Origin of the sequence: Mobiluncus mulieris, from assembly GCF_014204735.1 — a bacterium.
Lineage (GTDB): Bacteria > Actinomycetota > Actinomycetes > Actinomycetales > Actinomycetaceae > Mobiluncus > Mobiluncus mulieris.
Genome location: NZ_JACHMA010000001.1, coordinates 2,267,857 through 2,283,672 on the forward strand (window position 1 = coordinate 2,267,857; position 15,816 = coordinate 2,283,672).

The window sequence follows — 15,816 nt, forward strand, 5'->3', positions numbered from 1 at the left end:
GTTAATTTAGATTAATCCAAGCCTTAGGCGCAGATAAAAAATAAACTCGTAAAAATTAAAATAATAATCCCAGTTCCCCTTAAAGCGGAAAACTGGGATATTACTTATGCTAAAGCGGTGCTGATTTCGTCACGCAGCTGATTCTTCGGGCGACCCCCAATGAACTCGGCGATGGACTCGCCGCCCTTGAACAGGTGGAAAGCCGGAATTGACGATATCTGGTACTTCATTTGCAAGGCCGGATTCTGGTCGACATCACATTTGACAATCTTAAGGTCATTGCCGTATTCGGCGGCCAACTGGTCAATAATGGGTCCCATCTGGCGGCAGGGCGCACACCAGGTGGCCCAGAAATCCACTAGAACCGGGGTTTCGGATCGCAAAACCTCTTCACTGAAATTGCTTTCGTTAACTTCCAAAGCGTTTGACATAATATCAACCTTCCTGTGCGCGAACGTGCTATTTTACTTATTGTAATGGGTAACAGCATTTATTGCCACAAAAACGGGCAAGCCCCTCGTGAAACCCCATGATAACGGCGAAAACCGCCACCCTAAGACCGAGCTTGCGCCTCGAGATCCTTCAAGTAACGCTCGGCGTCAATCGCAGCCTTGCACCCAGTCCCCGCCGAAGTCACCGCCTGGCGATACAGCGCGTCGGTGACATCGCCGGCCGCGAACACGCCCGGCAGCGAAGTCTTGGTGGTGGGGGAATCCACCCAAATATTGCCCAGGTCGTCCAAGCGCAGCTGGTCACGCACCAACTCGGTGCGCGGAATATGACCCGCCGCGATGAACAAGCCGCCGACCTCGACCGTCTCGGTTTCACCGGTCACCGTGTCGCGCAAGGTCACGGTTTCGACCTTGTCGGTTCCGTTGATGGAATCTACCACCCGGTTTAGCTTAAACTGAATCTTGGGGTCGGACAGCGCCTTTTGCTGCATAGCCTTCGAGGCGCGGAATCCTTCGCGACGATGCACCAGGGTCACCGAGGAACCGAAGTTCGTCAAGTACGTGGCTTCTTCCATCGCGGAATCCCCGCCGCCCACCACCATTATCGGCTGCCCCTTAAAGAAAAACCCGTCGCAAGTCGCACAATAGGACACCCCGTGACCCAGATGTTCGGCCTCGCCGGGAACATCCAGGGTGCGGTAGCCCGAACCGGTGGCGATAATCACCGCCCGCGCCTGGTAGGTCGCATCGTCGGTGGTCACGGTTTTCACGTCGCCGGCCAAATCCAAGGCAGTGGCGTCTTCGTAAATCATTTCCGCCCCGAAACGTTGTGCCTGTTCGCGCATTTCTTCCATCAAATCCGGTCCTTGGATGCCGTCTTTGAAACCGGGATAGTTTTCCACCAAAGTCGTGTTCATCAGCATTCCGCCGTAACCCACCGAACCTGCCACAATCAGGGTTTTCAGCGCGGCACGCGAGGTATAGACGGCCGCAGTGTACCCGGCCGGTCCCGAACCGATAATAATCACGTCGTACAAAATAATCCCTCCAATTCCTTCAGGAACGAACTTGCTTCCATCCTAGCCCAACACTTGTACCTCGGATATCATCAGGCGAAAGCCTCCGCCCGGCGCGGTCGGCAGATTCGTCGACCACAACACCAGCTGTTTGGTAAGCACTGGGGTGTCCAGGTTAAATGCCGTGGTGTTGCTCAGCGGCAAAGCGCCCAGCAGGGTGCCCCCGGCGGGTTGACTATCGGCGGGCTGGCCATCGGCGGGCTGGCGTAGCTCCAGTTGTCCGCCGTGAGCCGAAGATGTCACCACTACTTTACGCACCCGCACCGGGGTTTCCCCCAGGTTTATCACCAGTCCGTAGCCGCGCCCTCCCACCAGGGTAGCGTCGCGCATCGAGGCGGTTCGCCACGAGGTCTCCGGTTTCCCGTCCGCCGCCAGCCCGGCCAGTTCGGGGTGATCCCAGCCGTCTTTTATCCCTGAAACCGAGGTCACCCCGGCGATGGGTATCGGTGCCGGTTCGGCCTCTGGCACAATGGCCATATTCGGGTCTGTCGACAAATCCAGGCTGTGTTTCGCGTTCGTAGTGGCGGGTCGTGGCCACATCCACACCAGCATCGCCACCACGAACACCGCGATTATGCCCTGGACTACACTGATTATCGTGAATCGCGATTCGGCTTGGCTGGGGTTGGCCGGGTCGCCCGGGTCGCCCGGAGCCGTTGTTTGCGGTGGCTGCGTCTGCGGTGCTGGGGGTGGGGTTTCGCTCATGGTGTTCCTCTCTGTAGGTTTTATTCTACTGGTTCATGAGGTGCCATCTCCGGCACTGCCCACGTATAAGTACTAACCAGTTCTTTTCCACAGGCTGTGGAAAAGTGTTTTGTGTCTCGAGCCGGGGCTTGTATCCTAGTCTGGCCAGGGAAAGGCTCTGGCTGCGTTAAGGCAGCCTGCCTTGACGCATGGTAAAAGCCCCGGTAGTGGCCGGGGCTTTAAGGAACAAGGAGGTCACGATGAGCGACTTCATCGTATTCCTGGTTTCCTTGCCTGAGGCAATTCTAGCAGTAATTCTCATAAATGAGAAGCTGCGTAAGAATCCGCCGAAGGACGATTAAGGAAATCGCGGCCAGCCTAACCAGGCTGGCCGCTTCCTTATTTCACAACTATTTCCCTGGCTGTGCTGTGCTGCGCCGCCTCCGCGCCTTGGTGCCTTGGTGCGCTCGCGCGCCGTCGCTCGCCACACCATCGAAAACAGCGACACAAGCAACGAAACAAAGACTGTGCGGGGGCGGTCAAAGACCACCCCCGCACAGCGTAGAACCGGGGTATTTTCCTTGCTTCGATTCTGCGTGGCGGTGCGGGCGCATAGACGATGCGGCACCGCGTGAATCATCTGGATTCCAAGGCTTATATTCCCGGGTTTCTGGGTGCGAGACAAAGATTCAGATTTTCAGATTGATGATGAGAAAAGGTGGTGCCGGGCGTAAGCCCGGCACCACCGTGTTTTCCCACATTACCCCCCATTAGGTTTCAATCTGTCAAGGGAACTGAGGCTAAAGTTAGTTTCCAGAAACATAACCAGCCGCAGGAGTTCCCACGGGAACTGCCACGGGGATGGGTAGCTGTGTAGCGATTGGCGTGTATAGGTCGATGTTTTCTGTCTCTGTTCGTAGCGAGGTGATTAGGGCATAGCGGATAGCTAGGTCGCGACGATTCTTGCGAGTGTTGTTTTTCCACCAACCACCCACGGGATAAACCGCTATATTGTGGCAGTGGGCTAGTTCGGAGCCTGTCCCAATCCATTCATCTTGGTGCAGGGAGCCAAGATGGCGGTTTCTTTCCCCAAGTAGCCATCGTTGGGAGTCTTTGGCTCGGGTGCTGTCTCCTGAGCTTCTTGGTTCCCGGTTGATGCGACTAATGAATTCGTTTTGAGTCTCTAGGCAGCCCTGTAGGTCGAAGCGTAGCCCGTGGGAAGCGTAAGCATATTTGTTGCGCCAACCCCGCCGGGAGGCAGAGGGCTCAATGAAGTATGATAAGGTGATGCGCAGCTGCACTGGGTTTTCGCCCAAGTCTTCGAGAACTTCGCGAGGCCACGGCAGGGAATGCAACCGAAAATGCGGCATAGCGTAGTCCTTGCCGGTAAATGGAATAAAGCTATCTTGGGTAACCAGGGTTACTGCGTTGAGCTGGGAATTTAGAACGTTACTTTCTGTGGGTACGCCCCACCCGAATTCGCGCAGCAGGTTCTGGCGGGCTTTCTTGCTGTTGTTCACAGCGAGGCGGTTTTTCATGGTTTTGGTCCATTGCGCCTCGTGGGTGAGTAGACCACGGATGGTTTCTGGCCAATAGTCGGGGTATCGACTCATCGCGAGAGCGGCCAGACGCGCGGCTTGGGCGGTGGCGGCGCTGGTGGCGTTAGCGGTTGTCAGCGCAGTCGTGTTTTTTCTACTCGTGGAAAGCAAGGACAACGTAGACACTCGAGGCTCGATAAGCCCCTTGCCGTCACTGAGCGCGTTGCCACCTTCCATACAAATATCGGGTTTTATAGGCCACCGGTTTTGGTCGAAATACACCGAGGTGCTGGTATGCGGGGAAATATCTCCCTCCTCGGCCACCGGTTGCCACCCTTGGTATTGTGGATGTGTCGGAGTCTTCGTCATCTCGGTGTAGGCTCCAACCGTGAGCGCATTCCAGGCCTGGGCGGGGTCATGGATAGGCGAGTTCACGCAATTCGTGCGGTAATCATCGGAGTATCTGGCCACATTCCCAGCCGCTACCAGGAAAAGCCGCGTCGAGTGCGGGTCTGGTGTGGAGAGTAGCTGGATTTCGCGGCCTTCGCGGGTAATATCGGTGCCAACCGCAAGCGCATCCACCGCTGCCGACCACAATGAGGGCTCCCCGGGATTATCCGGGTCACTGCTTAGCGCCAGGCAAAATACTCTGCGACGTTCATGAGATGCTATCTCGGGATAAGTCACTGCCGTAACAGTGGCCGTACCATAATCAAACGGGTCAACCGGTTTTTCACCGACACCAGGCCACATCCTGACAGATTCAAGACGATGGTGAAGCGAAACAATTCCACTGCTCCCCATTATTGGGTTCAAATCTCCGTAAAGCGCGAGACCGGCCATAATCGTGCCATGCCCTAAAACATCCGTGCCAGAACCACCAAAAATCGAGTGGCAATCCTGCGGTGCTAACGAATGTTGTAACAGTTCGTGGGTATAGAGCACCCCGGTATCCAAAACGCAAACCGCCGGGAAAGCATCGGGAGCCGGAACGGTTCTTTCGGCTAGTTCCAAGACATAGTCATCTTTTTCTTCTGGCGAGAGATCAGCAATCATATCGATGAATTCGGGCTGCCGAAGTTCCGTGATTGGCACAGCGGAGAACAGTAAAGTCTGAACCTGTTCCCGAGAGGTCTCCACCCACACAATCAAGCGGTCATTCAGCCGTAATCGTTGATTCTTTTCCTTGAGACCAGACACTTTAACGTACTTCTGCCAGTTATCAACCTGGGGACTAGTCGCGTCGAGCCACACCTCCCACCAACACTTCACGCCCCTCGGAGGTAATGGCGAGGACGATGTCCATAAATCCTCTAAGATTCCCTGCCGGATACGTGAAATATTCGCTACCAGTTCCTGGTTACTCGGTTTGCCGTTCTTGGTGTTCTTGGTATCGTCAAGATAGTCCGCAAACAGTTTCAAGAAATCCTGTCGATACTCATCACTAACCCACACAGTGGCACGTTCCGGTGTGTCCTGCTCCGCTGCACGAGCCGATAACAGCATCCACTTAGGTTTACTATTCTGTTCGCTGGTGCGTCTGCTTAGGGAATCCAGCTTCAAGGGACAGTCTGCTTCTTCCCCCTCCAGGGTAATCACTGTGCCCGTTGCGCGCAGTTCCTCGCTAAGGGGCAGAGCCTTACGGTTCTGCTCACAAGCCTGGAAAGCCAGCTTCGCCGCCTGTTTAAGACGCAAGCCGTGCTCACCGCGATTCACCGGCCGAACCTGCGGCGACCCACCGCCTCCCCGATTAAAAACCTTGGATTGCGCATAGCCTTGTATAAGCAAATGATTCAAACCAGGTTCGTTACTAGGCACGACGCGCCGCCCTCCTAGCAACTAATGCATCCACCAAATCAGCGCGACCGACTTGACGTTCCCCACGCAACAGAACCGTCTTAGCAGCAACCTCAGCCGCCTTCACCAATTCCGCGTGGCTTAACCCTGACGTATACTCACCAAGACCAGCCATGCTCACACCAGCAGCGAGACCGCCAAGACGCGCTTTCATCACCGTCACCGCCTGACGCACATCGGGCAGACCGTAAGTAAGCACCGCATCGAAGCGTCGGAACAAGGCGTAATCCAGAAAATCCCGGTGATTAGTGGCGGCTATCACTATAGATTCGTTGCTGGCCTGCTCCAAGAAAACCAGGAAAGAGCTCAATATCCGGCGCGCCTCCCCAACATCATTACCGCCACGATCAGCACCTAAAGCATCAAACTCATCAAAAAAATACACCGCGCGATTCCTGGAAACCGCATCAAAAACCAATCGCAACTTGCCGGCAGTCTCGCCCATGAATTTGCTAAGCAGGCTATCGAGACGAATCGTGAACATCGGAATCCCCAGCTCGCAGGCGATAACAGCGGCGGTCATTGTTTTGCCAGTACCCGGCGGGCCCTCCAACAGCAGGCGGTGCGCAGGAACAAACCCATAGTCAAGCAGTTTTTTTCGCTGCCGCTGTTCCGCCAACACTTGTTTTATTTGGGACAACAATCCCGGCGCAACCACCAGCTCGTTGAGCCTGACCTCCGGGTAAGTAGCCTCTACCAGTTCGGAGAGTTCACCACGCGGCTGCGCCAGTGTCGTAACCTGGCACAAAGTCTTAGATTCCCTGGAAGTATCAACCGCATTTTTAATGTCATTAGCCAACACGTGATGTCCTGCCTTCGCTTCGCGTGCCGCCACCTGAAGAGCAACTGAATAAAAATTCTCGTCATCCCCCGCCGCGTAGCTACGCACCATAGCCGCCACATGTTGCCCACTACCAGTCACAATGCACCTCCAATCCGCAACGCGCACAAAACCGAGTACAGTCAACCCATATTTTACCAACCAAAACCAACAAGGAACTCCGATTCCGGCTTCAAGTCCGTAGTAGGATATGCGTCATTATGTTTAACCGTGCACGTTTTCATTGACGATTCCGGCTACGGTGGGTTGCCGCCGTGAGTTGTTTTTTAAGGTGCTTCGGCTAAAACGGCCAATCGTGGCCGTTTTTTAACGCCTCCGCCGTTTAGCGCGTGGCTCACGCGACTTCGTCGCTGCCGGTTTTTTAAGGTGCTTCGGCTAAAACGGCCAATCGTGGCCGTTTTTTAACGCCTCCGCCGTTTAGCGCGTGGCTCACGCGACTTCGTCGCTGCCGGTTTTTTAAGGTGCTTCGGCTAAAACGGCCAATCGTGGCCGTTTTTTTAACGCCTCCGCCGTTTAGCGCGTGGCTCACGCGACTTCGTCGCTGCCGGTTTTTTAAGGTGCTTCGGCTAAAACGGCCAATCGTGGCCGTTTTTTAACGCCTCCGCCGTTTAGCGCGTGGCTCACGCGACTTCGTCGCTGCCACGCGCCGTACCTCATGTACCCCAAAAATCCAGGTGAACAGGATATACAGTGGAACCATTATCAGACCAACCACCAGGCAACGCCCCAAACCCGAGGTGAAAGTCGCCCCGATTGACCACCCCGCACCGGGAACCGGCAATGCAAACAGTACTGTCGCCGGCAGCCCCGCCAAAACCGTCGCTGCCACACACCGCCAGTAATGCTCCGCTATCTGGTGTAATACCTTAGAATCCAGGCCGTGACGCCGCAACATCCTGAAACCCCACCAGGCCGCCAGGAACTGCGCCAAAGGCTCACCAATCACCGTGACCTCCAGCCACCACTCCGGGGACAGCGCCAAATACGCGAACACCGCTAAACACCCTGTCAACAGTGGAAACGGCAAAGTCGACAGGAACTGCGCACGGGTGTCCTCTAGGGAATACAATACCCGGGTATTCGTGACGAAAATTGTTTGGGCGGGAATCCCCAGGCTTATGGTCACTAAAACCACGGCCATCGCCCGAGCCTGGTCGGGGGGCAACGCCGAGGCCGTGAAATTCGCTAAAGGCAGTGCCCCCACAATCAACATTCCCGCCAACGGTATCGTGAACAGGGAAGACAGGCGCACCGCCTGGAGGTAGTCGGCGGAGAGCGCCGCGAAATCACCTTGGGTGGCGTGAAAGGCCATCGCCGTGAAGAACGCGGTGGAAACCGAGATGGTCACCAGGGATTGCGGCAAAATATACAGCATCGTGGCATAGCCGTAAATCGAGGTGGCGGGATAGAACTGGTTGGCGGCCTGCCCCACTCCGTTGGCTTCGGAGCCGATACGAGTCACAATCAGAGTCATCACCGAATTGGCCAGCAACCCCGCAAAAGCCCAGGCTGCGACCCGCCCGGTGCGCCGGAAACCCAAACCGCGCCAGTGGAAGTTCGCGCGCAACTGGAAACCCAGATGCTGCAAAGGAAACACCAAAATCAGGGCTTGCAGCGCAATCCCCAGGGTCATCGACCCGGCTAACAGCACGATACGCGAGGTGTCCCAAGCGGAAACATCAAAGTTATGTGCCGGTGCCGTCCCGTAAAGAAACAGGAACACCCCCAGACCCGCGATACCCACCAGGTTATTCACCACCGGCGCCCACATGTAGGGGCCGAAACTGGAAAGCGAGTTCAAAACCTGTCCCAACAGGGCGTATACCCCGTAAAAGAAAATCTGGGGCAGGCACCACAGCGCGAAAATCACTGTCAAGGAAAACAGTTGCGGGTGCATCCCCCCGCCAAAGAGCAACACAATCGGCCAGGCCAACGCCACGGTCAACACGGTCAAACCCAACAGGATAATCGCTGTCAGGGTCAACAGGGCGTTCACCCGGTCGGTGCCCTCGTGGCCTTTGTTTTGCGACAGGGTGCGCACAATGGTCGGCACCAAGATTGCGTTTAAAATCCCCCCGGCCAGCAGGTTGTACAGGGTGTTGGGCAAGGTGTTGGCGGTGTTGAACGCATCGGCTATCCCGTAGCCGCCGATTGCCGCGACCAACAGCCACTGCCGCACGAACCCCAGAATCCGGCTGACCAGGGTGCCGGCCGCCATAATCACCGAGGATTTACCGCGATTGGTTGACTCTACGCCGGCGGCGACTTGCGTGCCCGGGTCGGTCGCAGCTTCGCCTTCCTGGTCACGAGGTGCCATTTGCGGTTTCGAATCTTTAGTATCACTCATGACTTCTCTCGCTTGGGTTTGCGGCCTTTAACAATCCGGCGGGTAATCCCACCTATCAGCACTATAGTCAGAATTACGGCCAGGACATAGACTCCGGTGGATTCCCACTGGGCGTGCACCCGCAGCTGGATTTCTTCCGGGCGGCCGATTTCTTGCCCAGCCTCGTTGCCCAGGGTGACGCGCACCGTAATATCCCCGTGTCCGACCGCCGTGACGGGAATCCGGGTTTGCGCGGTGGCGTGGGCGGGGATTCGCAGTTGGGGCGACTGGTCGAATTGTAACCGGGAGTTGCTGGGTTTCAGTCGCACCCGCACGTCTACTGGGGTGTCGTAGTTGTTGGTTACGGAAATCGGTATCTTGGCTTCTTTATCGATTAGGTTTATCACCGAGGCCGGCTGGGCTTTCACCAGGTTCAGTAATTTTTCGCTCACGTCGGGGTCTATCAGGGCGGTTGCCCCGGGGTGTGGCGGGTTCATGAGGTGCCATCCGGGATTAGTGGCGGAATCCGGGTGGTTGTCCTCTCGGGGTTTCGCGGTGTGGTTGCCGGGGCTTAGGGTCGTGTTGGGCAAGGTGTTTTCGCAGCTGGCACACATGGATCTGACCTGGATTTCTTGGAAGGCTTCGCGGAATTCCGCACTGTTTTCCAACACGGTTTCCAGGGCGGCGCTGCGTTCCAGGTTTTGTGCCAGGTTCCAAGCCGGGTTGGCATAAATCGTCCGCCCGGTATTGTCACTGCTGGTCAGCGTCGTGAACTCGTTTTTTTTAGGGGGTGGGGGTGGGGTCAGTTTAAGGTGTCCGCGGTTATCTGGGCTGACTTCGCGCCAGTCGGGGAATTCTAACCACCGCGCTTCTATCAAGGCTTTGATAACGGTGGTTTGTGCCGGGGTGGCCGCGTAATCGCGACTAGTCCCGGCCACAAATAGCCGGGGTGCAAAGGGGCGTTCTCGGGTTAACACGGCGGTGGTTGCCAGCGCCCATTGGCGTAACAATAGTGGTGAGGGGGTGTTATTGGTTTTGAATCCTAGGTGTGTCGCATCGTTGTTTAGCAAGTCGCTGAGTTCTCGGTCGGCGACCCAGCCTAGGGTGGTGGTGTTGCGGTTTACCTCGATTTCGTGGCGGGCATCGGTTTGGTAGGTTTCTGGTTTCGGGGTTTCGGTGTATTGCGCGTCGGATTCCACCACCAGGGGTGCTTTGGTGCCCCAGGTGGTGACTTCTGTCGCGATGTTGGGGGTGGGTGAACCTGAAAGTTGGGGCCACAATATCAGGTTTTCTTGCCAGTGAGCTATCCCTGGGGTGTCGTTCAGGCGCGCGGCGAGGTGTTGCGCAGCTGTTAGCAGTTTCCGGTTCGAAGTGACCTCGGGGTTGGTTTGGTGGGGGGAGTTGTTTGTGCCGGGTTGATGGTGGTTGAGCCAAGCGGTGTTGGCGGCGGCGAAATCCCCGGGCGGCAGGTAGGCGGGGGGCATATTGCCGCATTGACCCGTGCGCTGCAGTTCAGCCAGGGTCGGGTGATAAGGCGGGTTTTGGTTTGTTGATAGCCCTTGAGTTTCTTGGTTTAAATTGTTGACGTGGTTGTCAGTTTTTTCGGTTGCGCCGGGTTTTGAATTCGTTTTCTTCGGGGTGGTTTCTTTGAGTTGCAATGCTCGCCTGACGGTGGCCAGGGTTTTTCCGTGGGGGTTCATGAGTAGCGGGTCGAAAACCGGAGTGAGGGGGGCAATCTGGGCTAGTTCACAGAGTTTGACCTGTCGCGGGGCGGGGTGAGCGGCGAAATCTGGCAGTACTTGCCCGCTTTGTGCCGCATCAGCTGGGGTGGTCACCACCGGCATTAAAGCCAACATTTGCGAGGGTTTAAAGGCTGCCCCGGAATCCCACACCAAGAATGACCTGGCGGAAAACGGTTCTTGAGCTGGTTTCCTCTTCAGGTGGGGGGTGACGCTGACTTCCAAGAAACGTGGTCCCCACTCGGAGCTGTGTCCCAAAGGCAAGTCTTGGCGAGGTACCTTGAATTCTAGTTCCCGGGGTTTCGCAGCAAAAAGCGAGACATTTTCCATGGTGGCCACGGTTTTCAAGGTGGTTTTGCGGGTTTTATCCACCGCCCAATCCGCGAGTTCTTGGCGGGTTATTGGCGTGCGAGAGGCCACCGATAGGCTGACATCGGCTTGGAAATCGGTGCCGGCTGGCAAGGTGACCGTAGCTTTAAGGTGGAAAACGGGGGTATCTGGGTGCAGTACCGGTGTCATTTCCGCAATATCCACCACCGCCATGTTCACATCTTTTTCCCTTGGTTTTTCCTTTGAACTAGGCATTTCGGTGGTGGACGTGGTTGACAGATTTACGGCCAGGGCATCAGGGGAGACGGGGGACACCAGTGGGATGGCACCTAATGAAAGCGCTCCCAACAGCACCCCGAACCCCAAGTCACGGAGCGAAAAACCAAACTGAACCACAAAGCTAGCTTAGCGGTCTAGCGGCTGATACTGCGGCTCATTGCTTGACCCCCAGCAATTTCATAGCAATCGCGGCGATACGACGCTCCGCCGGATACGCCAAACGCTGATTCATCACCACCAGCGGCACCCACCCCGCAGCGGTAGCCTCGCAATCCGGGTCGTTTTCCACCGTAATCTCGCCACCTATCGTTTCACACAAGAAATGATGTACCACCTTGTGAACCCGCCGATCCGGACCGGAAAACCAATAATCCATCGCGGAAATAAACCGCACCGGGCGACAGTGAATCCCGGTTTCCTCTTCGATTTCACGCGCCGCCGCCTGTCCGGGAGTTTCCCCAGGCTCGACATGGCCCTTGGGCAACAACCACTCCAGACGCCCCGTGCGAGCCCGGCGCAAAATCAGCGCCGCACAGACCTGGCCGTCAACCAGGTCAACCGCTAATCCGCCTGCTGATACCTCTTCCACAATGGGCAGCAGCCGACCTGAACGGGAACGATAAAAGCCTGGAGGGGCGGGCTCCACGTTCACGTCACGGGGGGGGTTACCCGGCGGCAATGGTGGCATACCTCAACTTTAAAGCCACCCGGGGGCTTTACCCAAGGAATCCGCATATTTTTCGTGTCACCCCATGGGCTAAAATAAAAAAAGACTAACGCAACAGAAGGAGCGACGTGGGTATTGTGCAAGGAAAAAACCCGACAGCCGTGATTTCCGAATTGGTGCCACTAGTGGCACCCCTGGGGGATGTTTTTACCGGCGCCGGTTTCGAAATTGCTCTGGTAGGCGGGCCGGTGCGAGATGCTCTATTGGGACAAGCCCCTCATGACCTCGACCTCACGACCTCGGCGCGACCCGAAGAAATCGAAACCGTTTTGCGGCCCTGGGCGGATGCCGTGTGGGACGTGGGACGCAACTTCGGCACTATCGGGGCACGCAAAGGCGACGCCAGCTTCGAGATTACGACTTATCGTTGCGATGAATATCAGCGAGATTCCCGCAAGCCCCTCGTGAAATTCGGTGACACCCTGGAAGGCGACCTGTGGCGACGCGATTTCACCGTCAACGCGATGGCGCTGCGCCTGCCCGAAATGACGCTAGTCGACCCGACGGGGGGCGAACGCGACTTGGAGCAACAGATGTTGCGCACCCCGATTTCCCCCGAGGAATCCTTCAACGACGACCCGTTGCGGATTATGCGCGCCGCGCGATTCGCCGCCCAACTGGGATTTGATATTGACTACAGCGTGCTGACCGCCATGCAGGATATGCGCGAGCGCCTGCAGATTGTTTCGCGCGAACGCATCCAGGCAGAGTTTTCCCGGCTGCTGGTCTCGCCCTGGCCACGGCGCGGGTTGGAACTGATGGTTTACACCGATGTGGCCGCGCAAGTAGTGCCCGAACTGATGGATTTGCGCGATATGCAAGACGAACACAAACGCCACAAGGACGTGTGGGAACATTCCCTGATTGTGCTGGAACAAGCCATCGCGCAAGAGACCGGCCCAGACGGTCCGGTTCCCGAACCCGACTTGGTGCTGCGCCTGGCAGCTTTGCTGCACGACATCGGGAAACCCGCTACCCGGCGTTTTGAGGGCGGGGGAGTGGTGACCTTCCACCAGCACGATGTGGTGGGAGCCAAGATTGCGCGGCGCCGGCTGCGGGAGTTGAAATACGACAAAGCCACGATTCGTGACGTGTCGCGTCTGATTGCGCTGCACCAGCGCTTTCATGGCTACGGGGAACAGCCGTGGACGGATTCGGCGGTGCGTCGCTACGTTACCGACGCAGGACCCCTGTTGCAACGTTTACACCGGTTGACCCGCGCGGATTGCACCACCCGCAATGTGCGTAAAGCCGAGCGTCTGTCGGCCGCCTACGACGACCTAGAGGCGCGGATTGCGGCACTGCAGGCCAAAGAGGAACTCGACGCGGTACGCCCGGAGCTTGACGGCTCGGAAATCATGGAAATCCTGGGGATTTCCCCCGGCCCGCAGGTAGGCAAGGCCTATAAGTATCTCTTGGCGTATCGCATGGAAAACGGCCTGGTGGGACACGAGACCGCCGAAACTGTGCTGCGCGAATGGTGGGAGAAATGTCACAATGGTCAGGCTACAGGAAGGGAGGGCTCATGAGTCCCAGTCGGGTACAACCCAGGCGGGTCACAGGCCAAAGTGTGCGTCAAGTTCGCCCGCAGCGGCGCAAGCACCACTATGTTCGCAATACGTTCTTGAGCTTGCTATTGCTATTTTTACTGGTAATTGTGGGGGCATTTGCGACGTTTTTGATAACCTATGCCACCACTGAGATTCCCAAACCATCCCAATTTGCCCGCTCCCAGGTCACCACGGTTTACTATGCGGACGGTAAAACCGAGATTGGAAAATTTGCCGAGGTCAACCGCGAAATTGTCGACACCACGAAACTGCCTAAATACGTGGGTAACGCCGTGGTGGCCTCCGAAGACCGGACGTTTTGGACAAACTCTGGGGTCGATTTGAAAGGCATTATCCGGGCGTTTATCAACAATGCGCGCGGACGTTCCCTACAGGGAGCCTCGACCCTGTCCCAGCAGTACATAGAGCGTTACTATATGTCGGAAAACACGTCGAAAGGCAATGTGTTTCAACGTTACTGGGCGAAAGCCAAGGAAGCGATTTTGGCGTTGAAAATCAACCGGCAACAGGACAAGGAAGAAATCCTGGGTAACTATTTGAACACGATTTATTTCGGCCGCGGCTCGTATGGCATCCAGGCTGCCGCCAAAGCATATTTCGGGAAATCCGCCTCGGATTTGACCGTGTCAGAGGCCGCGATGCTTTCAGGGATTATCCCAGCTCCTTCCGCTTGGGATCCGGCGGTCAGCCCCGAGATGGCCAAGAAACGGTGGCTGCGGGTGCTGACTTACATGGCGGAATCCGGCTATATCACGCCTGAAGAAAAACGTTTCGCCGAATTCCCCGCCGTGCGCCCGCCTTCACAAAGTAAACAGAATTTTGGGGGGGTAAACGGTTATTTCATGTTCCAGGCTCGCCAGGAACTCAAAGACTTGGCCGGGCTGTCCGAGGAACAAATCGACACCCAGGGGCTCAAGATTGTCACCACCATCGACCAGTCCAAACAGCAACTGATGGTGGACTCAGTAGCGAAACTGCCGGAGGGACACGCCCCGAACCTGCGGGTGTCGATGGTGTCAGTTGACCCGAAAAACGGCGAAATCATCGCCGAGTACCCCGGTGCGGATTATATGAAAATCCAGTCCAATGCGGTGACCCAAGACCACTTCCAGGCCGGCTCGACATTTAAGATTTTCGGTTTGATTGCGTATTTGGAACAAGGCGGCAGTATCAATGATATTTACAACGCGAATTCCCCGGCCATTATTCAAGGGGTACCGATTCAGAATTTCGGGGGATATTCTTACGGTAATGTCACCTTGGCCACCGCCACCGCCAAATCCCTAAACGTGCCCTATGCGCTCATAAACGCCAAGATAGGGCCGAACTTGACCAAGGAGGTCGCGATTCGCCTGGGTTTGTCCGAGAAAACCCCCGGTCTGGATGCCGTGCTGACGAATATTTTGGGTTCCTCTTCCCCCACCGCCCTGGACTTAGTCACGGCCTATACCACGATTGCCAACGAAGGTAAACGCGAAGTAGTGCACCTGATTCGCCAGGTCACTGACGCGAGCGGGGATATCGTGTACATGCCGTCTTTTACCCCCGAACAAGTGCTCGATCGAAACGTGGCCTTGACTGCCACCCAGGCCATGGAAGACGTGATTGCACCCGGCGGCACCGCCGCTATAGCCCAGATTGGGCGCCCAGCTGCGGCTAAAACCGGATCCTCGTCCGACAACAAGTCGGCGGTGATGGTAGGTTTCGTCCCCCAGGCGGTAACCGTGGTGGGTATGTATCAAGTCGGACCGGGTGGCACCGAGGAACAAATCACCCCCTTCGGCGGCGAAAGGGAAGTCATGGGGGCGAACTGGCCGGCGTGGCTGTGGAAACAATACATGTCCCGGGCGGTGAAAGACATGGAAGTCGAGCAATTCGGCAAAGTCGGCAAGATTGGGCACGCCCAAGTGAAGCGCTCCAGTGCCCCCGACTTCACCGACATCCCCTCGCGCCCGTCGCAAGCCCCCGAGGCGGTAGAATCGCCCAGTTCGCCTCCCGCCGAGAATCCAGGCAATGTGGGTGGTGCTGGCTCTGAGGGCGGCAATCCGGCTCCGCACGAAACCAGACCAGGTAACCCTGGGCTCCCGGGGACGAATCCCAGTGAAACCGGGGGTGCCGACGGCGGTGCCGACGGGGGTGCTGGTGGCGGTGCTGGTGGTGGTGCCACTCCGCCAGGCAACCCCGCGCCGGGTGATCCCCCGCCAGATAACCCGGCGCCAGATAATCCCGCGCCGAGCAACCCCGGTGGTAACTCAGGTGGTAACCCCGGTGGTAACTCAGGTGGTTCCGACACTGGCAGCACCGAGGCCGATATCACCGGTTAGCGGGTATTGCTTTTGGGTTTGGAATTCATGAGGTGCCAGCCGAAAATTCGGCAAAATGCCTAAATCCCGGCT

The 15,816-nt window shown here is 56.8% G+C and carries 10 protein-coding genes; 2 read left to right on the forward strand and 8 right to left on the reverse strand.

The window, feature by feature from the left end; all coding sequences use genetic code 11:
- Window positions 1–104 precede the first annotated feature (104 nt).
- The 8 genes from trxA to F4555_RS10050 form a co-directional block, all read right to left on the reverse strand.
- The gene (trxA, locus tag F4555_RS10015; protein WP_004013491.1) at window positions 105–431 is read right to left on the reverse strand and encodes a thioredoxin; all 327 of its coding nucleotides are present in this window, start codon (window positions 429–431) and stop codon (window positions 105–107) included.
- Window positions 432–553: 122 nt separating this feature from the next.
- Window positions 554–1,489, reverse strand: a complete 936-nt coding sequence (gene trxB, locus F4555_RS10020; protein ID WP_004013490.1) for a thioredoxin-disulfide reductase — start codon at window positions 1,487–1,489, stop codon at window positions 554–556.
- Window positions 1,490–1,531: 42 nt separating this feature from the next.
- On the reverse strand, window positions 1,532–2,233 hold the full coding sequence (locus tag F4555_RS10025; RefSeq protein WP_004015938.1) for a hypothetical protein: 702 nt from the start codon (window positions 2,231–2,233) through the stop codon (window positions 1,532–1,534).
- A 785-nt stretch (window positions 2,234–3,018) separates the two neighbouring features.
- Entirely contained in the window at window positions 3,019–5,568 is a 2,550-nt protein-coding gene (locus F4555_RS10030) for a S8 family peptidase (RefSeq protein WP_004013487.1), read from the reverse strand.
- A complete protein-coding gene (locus F4555_RS10035; protein WP_036342784.1) occupies window positions 5,561–6,529 on the reverse strand; it encodes an AAA family ATPase in 969 nt (322 codons plus the stop codon). The genes F4555_RS10030 and F4555_RS10035 overlap by 8 nt, the downstream gene beginning before the upstream one ends.
- A gap of 511 nt (window positions 6,530–7,040) precedes the next feature.
- The gene (gene murJ, locus F4555_RS10040; protein ID WP_103758776.1) at window positions 7,041–8,795 is read right to left on the reverse strand and encodes a murein biosynthesis integral membrane protein MurJ; all 1,755 of its coding nucleotides are present in this window, start codon (window positions 8,793–8,795) and stop codon (window positions 7,041–7,043) included.
- Complete coding sequence (locus tag F4555_RS10045) at window positions 8,792–11,239, reverse strand: DUF6049 family protein (protein WP_115325673.1); 2,448 nt, start codon at window positions 11,237–11,239, stop codon at window positions 8,792–8,794. Before F4555_RS10045 ends, murJ begins: the two co-directional genes overlap by 4 nt.
- 37 nt (window positions 11,240–11,276) lie before the next feature.
- The gene (locus F4555_RS10050) at window positions 11,277–11,711 is read right to left on the reverse strand and encodes an NUDIX hydrolase (RefSeq protein WP_004013483.1); all 435 of its coding nucleotides are present in this window, start codon (window positions 11,709–11,711) and stop codon (window positions 11,277–11,279) included.
- A gap of 206 nt (window positions 11,712–11,917) precedes the next feature.
- On the opposite strand from F4555_RS10050, the gene F4555_RS10055 reads away from it, so the two are divergent.
- Both F4555_RS10055 and F4555_RS10060 read left to right on the forward strand, forming a co-directional pair.
- Window positions 11,918–13,378 (forward strand): CCA tRNA nucleotidyltransferase, encoded by a 1,461-nt coding sequence (locus tag F4555_RS10055; protein ID WP_115325671.1) that lies wholly within the window; start codon window positions 11,918–11,920, stop codon window positions 13,376–13,378.
- On the forward strand, window positions 13,375–15,744 hold the full coding sequence (locus F4555_RS10060) for a transglycosylase domain-containing protein (RefSeq protein WP_115325669.1): 2,370 nt from the start codon (window positions 13,375–13,377) through the stop codon (window positions 15,742–15,744). Before F4555_RS10055 ends, F4555_RS10060 begins: the two co-directional genes overlap by 4 nt.
- The last annotated feature ends 72 nt before the right edge of the window (window positions 15,745–15,816 follow it).